At 69.5% G+C, this 13,102-nt stretch carries 11 protein-coding genes; 5 read left to right on the top strand and 6 right to left on the bottom strand.

Annotation, left to right across the window (positions count from 1 at the left end):
• The first annotated feature begins 26 nt into the window (after nt 1-26).
• The 5 genes from ARC20_RS16035 to hglS all read left to right on the top strand — a co-directional run bounded on the left by ARC20_RS16035 (nt 27) and on the right by hglS (nt 3,799).
• Nucleotides 27-404 carry a hypothetical protein gene (locus ARC20_RS16035; protein WP_057648933.1) on the top strand — a complete coding sequence of 126 codons (378 nt, stop codon included), beginning with the start codon at nt 27-29 and terminating at the stop codon, nt 402-404.
• A gap of 217 nt (nt 405-621) precedes the next feature.
• On the top strand, nt 622-942 hold the full coding sequence (locus ARC20_RS16030) for an EF-hand domain-containing protein (RefSeq protein ID WP_057648931.1): 321 nt from the start codon (nt 622-624) through the stop codon (nt 940-942).
• 85 nt (nt 943-1,027) lie between these two features.
• Complete coding sequence (locus tag ARC20_RS16025) at nt 1,028-1,780, top strand: HAD family hydrolase (RefSeq protein ID WP_057648930.1); 753 nt, start codon at nt 1,028-1,030, stop codon at nt 1,778-1,780.
• A gap of 3 nt (nt 1,781-1,783) precedes the next feature.
• Nucleotides 1,784-2,332, top strand: coding sequence for a hypothetical protein (locus tag ARC20_RS16020; RefSeq protein WP_057648928.1), 549 nt, complete (start codon nt 1,784-1,786; stop codon nt 2,330-2,332).
• 102 nt (nt 2,333-2,434) lie between these two features.
• Complete coding sequence (gene hglS / locus ARC20_RS16015; protein WP_057648926.1) at nt 2,435-3,799, top strand: 2-oxoadipate dioxygenase/decarboxylase HglS; 1,365 nt, start codon at nt 2,435-2,437, stop codon at nt 3,797-3,799.
• A gap of 6 nt (nt 3,800-3,805) precedes the next feature.
• Here hglS and ARC20_RS16010 read toward each other — a convergent pair whose 3' ends face one another.
• The 6 genes from ARC20_RS16010 to ARC20_RS15985 form a co-directional block, all read right to left on the bottom strand.
• Nucleotides 3,806-5,062, bottom strand: coding sequence for an RNA polymerase sigma factor (locus ARC20_RS16010; protein WP_057648925.1), 1,257 nt, complete (start codon nt 5,060-5,062; stop codon nt 3,806-3,808).
• A gap of 68 nt (nt 5,063-5,130) precedes the next feature.
• Nucleotides 5,131-5,535 (bottom strand): VOC family protein, encoded by a 405-nt coding sequence (locus tag ARC20_RS16005; RefSeq protein ID WP_237642612.1) that lies wholly within the window; start codon nt 5,533-5,535, stop codon nt 5,131-5,133.
• Between the two features lie 20 nt (nt 5,536-5,555).
• On the bottom strand, nt 5,556-5,999 hold the full coding sequence (locus ARC20_RS16000; protein ID WP_057648923.1) for a VOC family protein: 444 nt from the start codon (nt 5,997-5,999) through the stop codon (nt 5,556-5,558).
• Between the two features lie 16 nt (nt 6,000-6,015).
• Nucleotides 6,016-6,441 carry a YciI family protein gene (locus ARC20_RS15995; RefSeq protein WP_057648921.1) on the bottom strand — a complete coding sequence of 142 codons (426 nt, stop codon included), beginning with the start codon at nt 6,439-6,441 and terminating at the stop codon, nt 6,016-6,018.
• Between the two features lie 155 nt (nt 6,442-6,596).
• Nucleotides 6,597-9,740: an efflux RND transporter permease subunit gene (locus ARC20_RS15990; RefSeq protein WP_057648919.1), complete on the bottom strand. Its 3,144-nt coding sequence runs from the start codon at nt 9,738-9,740 to the stop codon at nt 6,597-6,599.
• A 25-nt stretch (nt 9,741-9,765) separates the two neighbouring features.
• On the bottom strand, nt 9,766-13,002 hold the full coding sequence (locus ARC20_RS15985) for an efflux RND transporter permease subunit (protein ID WP_057648917.1): 3,237 nt from the start codon (nt 13,000-13,002) through the stop codon (nt 9,766-9,768).
• Nucleotides 13,003-13,102 lie beyond the last annotated feature (100 nt).

The following is a 13,102-nucleotide window of genomic DNA, read 5'->3' as shown; positions in this document are numbered from 1 at the left end:
AGGGACCCCATCGCCCTTGGAGCCCCATGAACCTCCCGCTGCATTTCGGCCTGCTCGGCTCGCTCGAAGCCGGATTGATCGCCCTGCTGGTCGGCCTGGGGGTCTACTGGGTCTCGCAGGCGCTGTGCCGCCGGGCGGGCCTGTCGCTGGGGCATGCGATCGGCTGGGCCTGCCTGGCCGGTGTCGCCCTCGGCGCGGGCTGGGATATCTGGAATCTTTTCTATACGAGCATCGTGCGGCTGGAGTCGCCGCTGTATGCGCGCCTGGCGCTGCAAAGCATCCACGATCCGGACCAGTTGGGGGGCCGTGTCGTGCTCGAAGTGGCCGGTGCACTCGCCGGCGTCGGCCTGGGTTGGCGTTTGTTCAGCGCCGAACACGCGGCCGACGACGTTGCCGAATCGTAAAGCGGCGAACGCAGTTCTCGCTTTTCCACGCCGCTGAACCGATGCCTTACAGGCTCGTGATGTCGCGTTAATCAATGCCAAGCGCGTCTGGACGCGGCGTAGGTTAACGCCGCGTTGCGTGTGCGATTGCGGGGCAATCGCGGTTCATCCGCGCGGACTAGGGTGGCTTCCGTGCGCGGCGATACCGCGTATTTCCCCGAATCAGGAGAACCACCCCATGAAGAACCGCAAGCCCCTGGTGATCGTGTCCACTGTCCTGGCCGCCGCGCTCGCGCTGCCGGCCTTCGCCCAGAGCGCCCAGTCCGGCGCTGCCGCACAGCAGGGCGGGGGCGGCGGTGGACAGACGTGGGCCAGCGTGGACACCGACAGCGATGGTTCGATCAGCAAGCAGGAGGCGCAGGTCAACGCCGGCCTCTCGCAGATCTTCGATGCGGCCGACGGCAATGCCGACGGCAAGCTGACCCCGGACGAGTACAAGGCGTTCGTCGCCAAGCAGCAGGATGGCGCCAACAGCGCCGCCCCGCAGCAGCAGAACTGAGCCCCCCGCCGCGACGCGCCTGTCGCGGCATCCCGGGCGGGAGCCTTCGGGCTCCCGCCTTTCCTTTGCCCGCTACAATGCGGGCATGGCTACTCCGCATACACGCGACACCGGCATCGGCCTGGTGGGTTTCGACGGCGACGACACCCTCTGGAAGAGCGAAGACTATTACCGCGCGGCCGAGACCGAATTCGAATCCATCGTCGGGCGCTACATCGACCTGGCCGACCCGCGCACCCTCGGCCACCTGCTCACCGTGCAGCGGCGCAACCTGAAGATCTTCGGGTATGGCGTGAAGGGCATGGTGCTGTCGATGATCGAGGCCGCCATCGAGATGACCGACCGCCGCGTCGAGGTGCGGGACATCGAGCGCATCGTGGAGATCGGCCGAGACACCCTGCAGCACCCCGTGGACGTGCTCGGCGGCGTGCGCGAGGCGGTGGAGGAGATCGCCCGCGACTACCACGTGGTACTGATCACCAAGGGCGACCTGTTCCACCAGGAACGCAAGATCGCCCAGTCCGGCCTGGCCGACCTGTTCCCGCGCATCGAGATCGTCTCGGAGAAGGACCCGGGCACCTACGCGCGCGTGCTCGCCGAGTTCGACCTGCCGGCCTCGCGTTTCGCGATGGTCGGCAATTCGCTGCGCTCGGATGTCGAGCCGGTGCTGGCGCTGGGCGGCTGGGGCATCCACACCCCCTACGCGCTGACCTGGGCGCACGAGGCCGAGCACGGCGTGGATGCCGATTCGCCGCGCCTGCGCGAGGTCGCGCATCCGCGCGACTGGCCGCAGGCGGTGCGCGCGCTGGACCAGCTCGCGCGCGGCGCGGCGGCCTGAGCGATGCGCGCGGCGGCCATCCTGTGCTTGGCATGGCTGGCCAGCGCGCCGGCCATGGCGCAGGCGCCGGCTTCGCCCGAGGCCGCCACTGCCCCCGCCTATGCCACGGGTGATGCCTGGATAGACCGCCAGCTCGACGACATCGACGCCTATGCGCGGCGCTACCCCGCCAGTTTCGTCGATGAACTCTCGCGCTATCTCGGCGTGCGCCGCGGCTATGCCGAAGCGGTGCTGAAGGCGCCCGGCTGGCGCGCGGGCGACCTGTACTTCGCCTGCGCGTGGGCCCAGGCCACCGACCAGCCGTGCCGCGCGATCGTGCGCGAACGCAGCGGCGATGCGAGCCGCGCCTGGCAGGCCGTGCTGGCCGCGCAGGGCGAGCCGGACAACCTGGCCTATCGCGAAGTGCGCCACGCCATCGTGGCCAGCTACGACCGCTGGGAGCGGCCCATCGTGCTCGATGCCCGCCTGCGCGAGCAGCTCGGCGATGCGGCGCAGCGGCTGGAACGTGCCCGTGCCGCGCATGCGCCGGCCCAGGACGCGCCGTCTCCCTGAATCTCCGCCGCCGGTTTTGCTGCTGTGCGGCTGGCCGGCGCGGGGCTGGCTCGGCGAAAATGCCGGGGCCGGCGACGGGCCGGTGCTTCGTTCGCGCATGCCATGACCGGTAAGTCCTTCGTCAGTTCCGACCAGATCCGCAGCCGCTTCGCCCAGGCCATGTCCGACATGTACCGGCAGGAGGTGCCGCTGTATGGCGAGCTGATGTCGCTGGTGGCGCAGGTCAACGCGCAGGTGCTGGCCGACGACCCCGCGCTGGCGCAGCGGCTGGACCGCAACGACGAACGCGCGCGCCTGGACCTGGAACGCCATGGCGCGATCCGCGTGGGCAGCGCGGAAGAGCTGTCGATGCTGCGGCGCCTGTTCGCGGTGATGGGCATGTACCCGGTGGGCTATTACGACCTCTCGGTGGCCGGCGTGCCGGTGCATTCCACCGCGTTCCGCCCGGTGGAGGCGGCCGCGTTGGCGCGCAACCCGTTCCGCGTGTTCACTTCGCTGCTGCGGATGGAGCTGATCGACGATGCCGCGCTGCGCGCGCAGGCGGCCGGGATTCTTGCCCGCCGCGACATCTTCACCGCCGGCGCGCGTGCGCTGATCGAACAGGCCGAGCGCGAGGGCGGCCTGGATGAAGCGGATGCCGAACGCTTCGTGGCCGAAGCCCTGGAAACCTTCCGCTGGCACAGCGACGCCACCGTGCCGCTGCCCACCTACCATGCGCTGCACGACGCGCACCGGCTGATCGCCGACGTGGTGAGCTTCCACGGCCCGCACATCAACCACCTCACGCCACGCACGCTGGATATCGATGCGGCGCAGCTGCAGATGCAGGAACGCGGCATGGCCGCCAAGGCGGTGATCGAAGGGCCGCCGCGCCGGCAGTGCCCCATCCTGCTGCGCCAGACCAGCTTCAAGGCGCTGGAAGAGGCGGTGCGTTTCCCCGCTGGCAACGGCAGCGCCGAGGCCGGCAGCCACACCGCGCGCTTCGGCGAGATCGAGCAGCGCGGCCTGGCGCTGACGCCCAAGGGCCGCACGCTGTACGACGCGCTGCTGGCGCAGGCCCGCGAAAGCGAGGGCGCGGGCAGCACCGGCGCGGACTACGGCACGCGGCTGCAGGCGGCGTTCGCCGGCTTCCCGGACGACTACGACACCCTGCGCCAGGAAGGATTGGGCTATTTCCGCTATGGCCTCACCGAGGCAGGCCGCGCGAGCCCGGACCATGCAGCCACGTTGCCGACCGAAGCGGCGATCGCCGCCGGGCTGGTGAGCGCCGATCCCATCGTCTACGAGGACTTCCTGCCGGTGAGCGCGGCGGGCATCTTCCAGTCGAACCTGGGCGGTACCGAGCAACGTGCCTATGCCGCCCATTCGCACCAGGCCGCGTTCGAGCAGGCGCTGGGCGCGCCGGTGCGCGACGAGTTCGCGCTGTACGCGGCGATCGAACGCGATTCGCTGGCCGAGCTGGTGTAAGCCGTCCTACAAGGAAGCGGCGCGCGCCTCCAGCAGCGCCTTCTCGCGCGCATTGCGCGCCAGCGCCGCGGCCTGCTCGAACGCCGCGCGCGCTTCCTCGCGCCGACCCAGCTTTTCCAGCAGGTCGCCGCGCACCGTCGGCAGCAGGTGGTACTGCCGCATCGCCGGATGGTCGACCAGGGCCTCCACCAGCGGCAACGCCGCCGCGGGCCCCTCCGCCATCGAGACCGCCACCGCGCGGTTCAACGCCACCACCGGCGAGGGCATGCGTTCGGCCAGGCGGGCGTAGAGCGTGGAAATCTCCGCCCAGTCGGTGTCGTCGAAGCGCCGCGCCTTGGCGTGGCATGCCGCAATCGCCGCCTGCAACGCATAGACACCGTCGCCGCCCTCCAGCGCACGGGCGCGCGCCAGCGCGGTCAAGCCATGCCGGATCAGCAGCCGGTCCCAGCGCCCGCGGTCCTGGTCGGCCAACAGCACCGGTGCGCCCTCCGCGTCCACGCGCGCGCGCTGCCGCGAGGCCTGCAAGGCCATCAACGCCAGCAAGCCATGCACCTCGGGGTCGCGTGGCGCCAACCGGGCCAGCACACGGCACAGCCGCAGCGCTTCATCGCACAGCTGCGGCCGCATCAGGTCGTCGCCGGCGGTCGCCGCATAGCCTTCGTTGAAGATCAGGTACAGCACTTCCAGCACCGAACCCAGCCGCGCGTCGCGCTCTTCGCCGCGCGGCACCTCGAACGGCACCTCGCGTTCGCTCAGCGTGCGCTTGGCACGCACGATGCGCTGCGCGACCGTCGGCTCCGGCACCAGGAAGGCGCGGGCGATTTCGTCCGTCGCCAGCCCGCCCAGCATGCGCAGGGTCAGGGCGACGCGCGCGTCGGTGCCCAGCGCGGGATGGCAGGCGACGAACATCAGCCGCAGCAGGTCGTCGCCGATGTCGTCGTCCGGGTCCACCTGCTGCGCGGCCTGCATGGCCTGCTGTTCGCGCTCGATCTCGTAGCCCAGCGCATCACGCTTGCGCCGCTGCAGTTGCGCGTGGCGCAGGCGGTCGATGGCGCGGTTGCGGGCGGTGGTCATCAGCCAGGCGCCGGGGTTGTCGGGAATGCCGTCCGTGGGCCAGCGCTCGAGCGCGGCGACGAGCGCGTCCTGCGCCAGTTCCTCGGCCAGGCCGACATCGCGGACCTGGCGCGCGAGCGCGGCGATGATCTTCGCCGCTTCCATGCGCCAGACCGCGTTGAGGGTGGAGTGGACATCGCGTGCGCCCATGGCCGGCGATCAGACCATCGCCGGCGCGGGGGAGCAAGCTGCGCCGCAACCACGGCCGCGTCTCCGCCTCATGCCGGCGGCGGCTCGCCGCTGGCGTGGAAGACCTCCCACAGGTGGCCGTCCGGGTCCTCGAAGCCGTGCTGGTACATGAACCCGTAATCCTTGGGCTCGCCGGAGACCACGCCGCCCGCCTGCGCGGCGCGCGCGACGAGGGTGTCGACCTCGGCGCGGCTGTCCACCGCCAGCGCGGTGATCACCTCGGCGGCCTTGGCCGTGTCGCATACCTGGCGCGTCATGAAGCCCTCGAAGAACGGCTTCACCAGCAGCATGGCGAAGATGTTCTCGCCGAGGATGAGGCAGGTGGCGTTCTCGTCGGTGTATTTCGGGTCGAACGAGAAGCCCAGCGCGGTGAAGAATTCCACCGCGCGCGGCAGCGATTCCACGGGAAGGTTGACGAAGATCTGCTTGACCATGATGTGCGGGTTCCTTTCGCTCAGGGCTGCTTGTAGATGCCGTTGATCAGCCAAGGCGTGCCGAAACGGTCGATGACCATACCGAAGCGCTCGGCCCAGAACGTCTCGGCCATCGGCATCTGCACGGTGCCGCCTTCGGCCAGCGCCTTGAACACGCGCTCGGCCTCGGCGTTGTCGTCGCAGTTCACCGCCACCGAGATGCCGCCGGGCTTCTTCTCCATGCCGGGCGGCATGTCCGAGCCCATCAGGAACGCTTCCTGCCCGTGGGCGAGGGTGACGTGCATGATGCGGTCGGCGGCCGCGGACAGGTCGCCGCAGCCTTCCGGCGGCGGGGGCGCGTCGGCCGGCGGCGGCGGGGCTTCGCCGTAGGTCATCTGGAAGGTGTCGCCACCGAAGATCTGCTTGTAGCGCTCGAAGGCCTGGCGGCAGTCGCCATTGAAGCTGAGGTAGGGCGTGGTTTTCATCGGGTGTTCCTCCGGGTCAGGGCTGGCGGTCGATGCGGGCGCGCAGATGGTCTTCCTGGGCACGCAATTCGGGAGTGAAGGCGTCGCCGAAGTCGTCGGCCTCGAACACCGGCCGCAGCTCGACTTCGAATACGTCGCCCTCGGGGTTGGGAATGCGCCGGGCCCATTCGACGGCCTCGGCGAAGGAGCGCACCTGCAGCAGCCAGAAGCCGGCGGCCAGTTCCTTCGTCTCGGCAAACGGGCCATCGACCACTTGCGGGACAGCGCCGCCGAAACGAACCCGCGCGCCGCGGGCGCTGGGGTGCAGGCCTTCGCCGGCCAGCAGCACGCCGGCATCGACCAGCTGCTCGTTGTAGGCGCCCATGGCCGCCAGGACGGCCTCGGCGGGCATCTGCCCGGCCTCGGAGGCGGGGGTCGCCTTCATGATCATCATCACGCGCATGTCGCTTCCTTCGGTACGAAGGCCGGGGCAGTCCCGGCCGCTTGTACAGGCGACGGACGGACAGGCGCCGGATCGACATGGGGTGCGACGGGATTTCGGCCTCCGCCGCACGGCGCCCCAAAAGCGGACGGGGCCGCAAGCGGCCCCGTCGTCTCTTAGTGCTGCGGCTTCACCACCGCCTGCGCCGCGGCCCGTTTGGCCGCCTTCTTCTCGCGCCGCCGCGCGCGCCAGCTTTTCCAGTGGTCGGCCAGGCAGGAGAAGATCACGTACAGCGCCGGCGTGCTGAGCAGGGTCAGGCTCTGCGAGATCAGCAGGCCGCCGATCATCGCGATGCCCAGCGGCCTGCGCAGCTCCGACCCCTCGCCCAGGCCGATGGCCAGCGGCAGCGCGGCCAGGATGGCCACCATCGTGGTCATCATGATCGGGCGGAAGCGCACCACCGAGGCCTCGCGCGCGGCCTCGCGCGGCGACTTGCCGTGCTCGCGCTGCGCCACCAGCGCGAAGTCGATCATCATGATCGCGTTCTTCTTCACGATGCCGATCAGCAGCACCAGCGCGATCATCGAGATCACCGACAGCTCGGTGTTGGTCACGAACAGCGCCAGCAGCGCGCCCATGCCGGCGGCCGGCAGCGTGGAGAGGATCGTCACCGGGTGGATCAGGCTCTCGTAGAGCATGCCCAGCACTATGTACACGGTGAGGATGGCCGCCAGCAGCAGCACGATCATCGAGGTCGGGTTGAGCTGCACGTTGAAGCCGCCGCCGTCGCTGATGCGGATGCCGTCGGGCATGCGCAGGCCCTTCACCGCCGCGGCGATGATCGCGTCCGCCTCGCCCGTGCTCACGCCGGGGGCGAGGTTGTAGCTCAGGTCCATCGTCGTGTACTGGTTGTCGTGCGTGATCTGCGGCGGCGCCAGGCCGGGCACCTGGTAGGCCACCGCGGTGATCGGGATCATCTCGCCCGACTTGCTCTGCACGTACACCTCGTCCAGCGCCGCCGGGGTGGCGGTCTGCGAGGGCAGGGCGTTGACCACCACCGAGTACTGGTTGAGGTCGGAGTAGATGGTGGAGATCGAACGCTGGCCGAAGGCACCGTACAGCGCGCCGTCGATGGTGCCGATGGACACGCCCAGCCGCGCGGCCTTGGCGCGGTCGATGACGATGTTCTGGCGCAGGCCGGCGGTATCCACGTCGGTGCCGACGTCGCGCAGCTTCGGGTTCTGCTTGAGCACTGCCTGCAGCTTGGGCAGCCATTCCTGCAGCTGGGCCAGGTCGTTGCCCTGCAGCGACACCTTGTACTGCGCGCCCTGGCTGGTGCCGCCGCCGCCGTCGCTGGGCAGGTCCTGGATGGCGCGCAGGCGCAGCTCCAGGTCCGGGTAGCGGTCGGCCTTGGCGCTGAGGCGGGCGAGCACCTGGTCGGTGGTCTCGCGGCGGCCCTCGTCGCGGGTCTTCAGCTCGATGTTGAACGAGGCGCTGGAACCCTGGCGGCTGGAACCCAGGCGCGCGCCGACGATCTTCACCGCCGGGTCGGCCATCAGCATGTCGGTGATGCGGCGCTGGCGCTCGATCATGTCGTTGAACGAGACCGTCGCGCTGGAACTGGCGCGGCCCCAGATCAGGCCGGTGTCCTGCGGCGGGAAATTGCCCTTCTTCACCGCGCCGGCCAGGAAGATCGTCGCCACGATCAGCAGCAGCGGGGTGATCGACATCAGCAGCGCGTGGCGCAGCGAGAAGTCCAGCGCCTTGCTGTAGATGCGCAGGCTGCGCTCGTGCATGCGCTCCAGAAACGCACCGACGCGGCCGGGCTTTTCCGGTTCGGCGTGGCCGGACAGGAAGCGGCTGCACAGCGCGGGCGTGAGCGTGAGCGAGACCAGCATCGAGACCACGATCGCCGCCACCAGGGTGACGGTGAACTCGCGGAAGAACGCGCCGATCATGCCGCTGGCGAACAGCAGCGGGATGAACACCGCCACCAGCGAGGCGGTGATCGAGACGATGGTGAAGCCGATCTCGCGCGCGCCGGCCAGCGCCGCGTCCATGCGCGACATGCCCTCGTCGAGGTGGCGCATGATGTTTTCGATCACCACGATGGCATCGTCCACCACGAAGCCGATCGCGATCACCAGCGCCAGCAGGCTCAGGTTGTTGAGGGTGAAGCCGAGCACGTACATCACCAGCGCCGAGCCGGCCAGCGACAGCGGCACGGTGACCGCGGCGATCAGCGTGGGTGCCAGCCGGCGCAGGAACAGCGCCATGGTCAGCACCACCATCGCCAGCGAGATCAGCAGGGTGATCTGCACTTCGGCCAGCGAGGCGCGGATGGTCGGGGTGCGGTCGAAGTACGCGGTCATCCGCGTGCCGGGGTGCAGGTAGGTGCGCAGCTCGGGAATCGCGCCCTTCACCCGGTCCACCGTCTCGACGATGTTGGCGCCGGCGCGGGTGAACACGTACATCACCACGGCGGGTTTGCCGTCGAACCAGGCGGCCTGGTAGGCGTCCTGCTGGCCGTCGTAGACGTTGGCCACGTCGCTCAAGCGAATCACCCGCCCGTTGGACTGGGTGGCGATGGCGAGCTGGGCGAAGTCGGCGGCCTTGGAGACCGAATCGTTGGCGATGATCGCCATCGTGGTCTTGCCGTCGGACAGGAAGCCGGTCGGCGAGGTCACGTTGGCCGCGCGCACCGCGTTGCGCAGGTCGTCCGGGGTCAGGCCGAGCGCGTTGAGCGCGCGCATGTCCACGTCCACGCGCACGGCGGGGGTGGAAGCGCCGGCGATGTCCACCGAGGCCACGCCGTCGATCTGGCGCAGGCGCTGGGCCAGCAGCGAGTCGGCGACGTTGTACAGCTCGTCGGCCGACTGCGTCTGCGAGGTCAGCGCGATGGCGATGACCGGGTCGTCGTTCGGGTTCGCCTTCTGGTACATGGGCGTGCCCAGGCCCGAGGGCAGGTCGGCCTGCGCGGCGTTGATCGCGGTCTGCACGTCCTGCGCGGCCGAGTCGATGTCCACGTTGCTCTGGAACACCATGAACACCATGCTGCTGTTCTCCGAACTGGAGGAGCGCATGCGGTCGATGCCCGGCACCTGGCCGAGGTGGCGTTCCAGCGGCGCGGTGACCGTGGAGGCCATCGTGCTGGCATCCGTGCCGGACTGCGTGGCATGGACGAAGATCACCGGGATCTGGATGTTCGGCAGCGCCGCCACGCCCAGGCGCAGGTAGCACATCAGGCCGATCACGAACAGGCCGCACGCCAGCAGCGTGGTGCCGATGGGACGCTTGATGAAGGGGGCGGAGATGTTCATGGGCGCCGCTCCATTGCCTGCGTCTTCATGCCTGCTCCGTCGCCGGCTTGCCGCCGTGCTTCGCCGCGCGCTGCGCGCGCCAGGCGTTCAGGCGGTCGGACATGCGTTCCATGTACAGGTAGATCACCGGCGTGGTGTACAGCGTCACCAGCTGCGAGAGCAGCAGGCCGCCGACGATGGAGATGCCCAGCGGACGGCGCAGCTCCGAACCGATGCCGGTGCCCAGCGCCAGCGGCAGCGCGCCGAGCATGGCGGCCGCGGTGGTCATCATGATCGGGCGGAAGCGCAGCAGGCAGGCGCGGCGGATCGCGTCGTGCGCGCTGGCGCCGGCGCGGCGGGCCTCGATGGCGAAGTCGATCATCATGATCGCGTTCTTCTTCACGATGCCGATCAGCAGCACGATGCCCACGATGCCGTCCACCGACAGGCTCAGCCCGCACATCATCAGCGCCAGCAGCGCGCCCACGCCGGCCGGCGGCAGGGTCGAGATGATCGTCAGCGGGTGGATGTAGCTCTCGTACAGCACGCCCAGCACGATGTAGATCAGCACGATGGAGGCCAGCAGCAGCCACACCACGTCGGTCTGGCTGCCGGTGAACTCGGCGGCCTTGCCGATGAACTGCGCATGCACCTGCGAAGGCACCTGCTGCTCGGCGGCGACGCGGTTGATCGCGTCCACCGCCTGCGACAGCGAGTAGCCCGGCGCCAGGTTGAAGGAGATCGTGATCGCCGGCAGCTGCTGCTGGTGGCTCACCACCAGCGGCGTGTTGGTGACCTTGGCCTCGGCCAGCGCCGAGAGCGGGATGATGCTGCCCGCGCCGACGGTGATGCCGGTGTTCTGGTTGCCGATGCCGGTGGCGGTGGAGGAGTTGGACGAGGTCACCTGGCCGAAGCTGGTGGCGTTGGTGCCGGTCAGCGCGCCGCTGCCGTTGCTGGCCACGGCCAGCTGGTTCATCAGCGCGGTGCTGGTGCGGAACTCCGGCGCCACTTCCAGCACCACGCGGTACTGGTTGAGCTCGGTGAAGATGGTGGAGATCTGGCGCTGGCCGAAGCTGTCGTAGAGCGTGTCGTCGATGGTCTGCATCGGCACGCCCAGCATGCTGGCCTTGTCGCGGTCGATGTTGATCTCCAGCGCCCGGCCCTCGTTGGCCAGGTTGTTGTCGACATCGGCCAGCTCGGGCAGCTGGCGCAGCGCCTCGGTCATCTTCGTCGCCCACTGCGACAGCTCGGCGCTGTCCACGCTGGACATCGAGTACTGGTACTCGGTGGCGGCCACGCGGGTATCGAGCGTCACGTCCTGCACCGGCTTGAGGTACAGCGCCACGCCCGGGATGCCGGACACGGCCTTCTGCAGGCGCGGCAGGATGTCCTCCAGGGAGTCGCGGTCGCTGCGCGTCTTCAGCACGATCGACAGCTGGCCCTGGTTGAGCGTCGGGTTCATCGTGCCGGCGCCGATGAAGGCGGCCACGCCGGTCACCGCCGGATCCTTGCGCAGCGCCTCGGCCACGGCCTGGGTGCGCTGCTCCATCTGCGGGAAGGCGACGTTCTGGTCGGCCTGCACCACGCCGGTGATCAGGCCGGTGTCCTGTTCGGGCAGCAGGCCCTTGGGAATGACGACGTACAGGATGACTGTCAGCGCGACCGCGCCGACCGCCACGCCCAGTGTCAGCGGCTGGTGGTCGAGCACCCAGTCCAGCGTTCGCTCGTACAGCGCGACCGTGCGCGTCCACAGGTTGGTCTTGCCGGCGGCCGCCGCGCGCTCGTGCGCGTCCTCGCCCTCGGGCAGGGCGTCGGGCTTGAGCAGGTAGGCGCACATCATGGGGGTCAGCGTCAGCGAGACCACCATCGAGATGACCACCGCGATCGACAGCACCCAGGCGAACTCATGGAACAGGCGCCCGGTCACGCCCGGCATCAGGATCAGCGGCAGGAACACCGCCACCAGCGAGACGGTCAGCGAGAGCACGGTGAAGCCGATCTGGCGCGCGCCGGTCTCGGCCGCTTCCTGGCCGTCCATGCCCTGCTCGATGTAGCGCACGATGTTCTCGATCATCACGATCGCGTCGTCCACCACGAAGCCTGTCGCCACCACCAGCGCCATCAGCGAGAGGTTGTCCAGCGACATGCCGGCGAAGGCCATCACGCCGAACGTGCCGGCCAGCGACAGCGGCACCGCGACCGACGGGATGATCGTGGCCCACAACCGGCGCAGGAACACGAAGATCACCGCCACCACCAGGCCGATGGTCAGGATCAGGGTGAACTTCACCTCATGCACGGAGGCGCGGATGGTCTCGGTGCGGTCGGAGAAGACCTCCAGGTGCACGTCGGCCGGCAGCACGGCCTGCAGCTGCGGCAGGATCGCGCGCACCTGCTCGACGGTCTGCACGATGTTGGCGCCCGGCTGGCGGCGGATCTCCAGCAGCACCGCCTGCTTGCCGTCGGCCCAGGCTGAAAGCTGGTCGTTCTCCACCCCGTCCACCACCGCGGCCACGTCGCGCAGCCGCACCGGCGCGCCGTTCTGGTAGCTGATGATGGTGTCCTGGTACTCGGCGGCGTTGGTGAGCTGGTCGTTGGTGCCGATGCTGTAGGACTGGGTCTTGCCGTTGAGCGAGCCCTTCGGCGCCGACACGTTGGTCTGCGTCAGCGCGCTGCGCAGCGACTCCATGGTCAGGCCCATGTTCGACAGCTGCGCCGGGTTGACCTGGATGCGCACGGCCGGGCGCACGTTGCCGGCGATGGACACCAGGCCCACGCCCTGCACCTGCGACAGGCGCTGGGCCAGGATCGCGTCCGCATAGCGGTTGATCTCGCGCAGCGGCAGCGTGTCGGAGGTGAGCTTGAGGGTGATGATCGCCGCGTCGGCCGGGTTCACCCGGTTGTAGACCGGCTGGTAGGGCAGCGAGGAGGGCAGGGTGGCCTGGCGGATCGCCGCCTGCACGTCCTGCGCGGCGATGTCGATGTCCTTGTCAGTGGAGAACTGCAGGATGATCGTGGACAGGCCCGCCGAGGAGTCGGAGGTCATCATGTCCAGGCCGGAGATCTGGCCGAACTGGCGCTCCAGCGGCGTGGTGACCAGCGAGGCCATCGTCGAGGCGTTGGCGCCCGGGTACTGGGTGGTGACCACCAGGCTGGGGGCGTCGATTTCCGGCAGCGCCGAGACGGGCAGCTGGCGGTAGCCGAGGATGCCCAGCAGCAACACGCCCGCCATCAGCAGCGAGGTGGCGATGGGGCGGCGGATGAAGATCGTCGAGAAGCCCACGCGGCTCTCCTGCTGTGGTTCGGTGTCGGTGGAACAGACCGGCGCCCGGTGGGCGCCGGCGAGGCGGGGACGACGGCGGGCCGTCGTCCCGGTCGATCAA

It is taken from the genome of Stenotrophomonas panacihumi (assembly GCF_001431645.1).
In the GTDB taxonomy this organism is placed as follows: Bacteria; Pseudomonadota; Gammaproteobacteria; order Xanthomonadales; family Xanthomonadaceae; genus Stenotrophomonas_A; species Stenotrophomonas_A panacihumi.
This window is presented reverse-complemented; position numbering and strand designations above follow the sequence as displayed.

What these genes read in the sequence shown, in the direction of transcription:
- ARC20_RS16030 (WP_057648931.1), top strand. Translation starts at nt 622, where the DNA reads ATGAAGAACCGCAAGCCCCTGGTGATCGTGTCCACTGTCCTGGCCGCC.
- ARC20_RS16010 (WP_057648925.1), bottom strand. Translation starts at nt 5,062, where the DNA reads ATGGGCGCACGCGATGTCCACTCCACCCTCAACGCGGTCTGGCGCATG.
- ARC20_RS16005 (WP_237642612.1), bottom strand. Translation starts at nt 5,535, where the DNA reads ATGGTCAAGCAGATCTTCGTCAACCTTCCCGTGGAATCGCTGCCGCGC.
- ARC20_RS15990 (WP_057648919.1), bottom strand. Translation starts at nt 9,740, where the DNA reads ATGAACATCTCCGCCCCCTTCATCAAGCGTCCCATCGGCACCACGCTG.
- hglS (WP_057648926.1), top strand. Translation starts at nt 2,435, where the DNA reads ATGACCGGTAAGTCCTTCGTCAGTTCCGACCAGATCCGCAGCCGCTTC.
- ARC20_RS16000 (WP_057648923.1), bottom strand. Translation starts at nt 5,999, where the DNA reads ATGAAAACCACGCCCTACCTCAGCTTCAATGGCGACTGCCGCCAGGCC.
- ARC20_RS16025 (WP_057648930.1), top strand. Translation starts at nt 1,028, where the DNA reads ATGGCTACTCCGCATACACGCGACACCGGCATCGGCCTGGTGGGTTTC.
- ARC20_RS16035 (WP_057648933.1), top strand. Translation starts at nt 27, where the DNA reads ATGAACCTCCCGCTGCATTTCGGCCTGCTCGGCTCGCTCGAAGCCGGA.
- ARC20_RS15995 (WP_057648921.1), bottom strand. Translation starts at nt 6,441, where the DNA reads ATGCGCGTGATGATGATCATGAAGGCGACCCCCGCCTCCGAGGCCGGG.
- ARC20_RS16020 (WP_057648928.1), top strand. Translation starts at nt 1,784, where the DNA reads ATGCGCGCGGCGGCCATCCTGTGCTTGGCATGGCTGGCCAGCGCGCCG.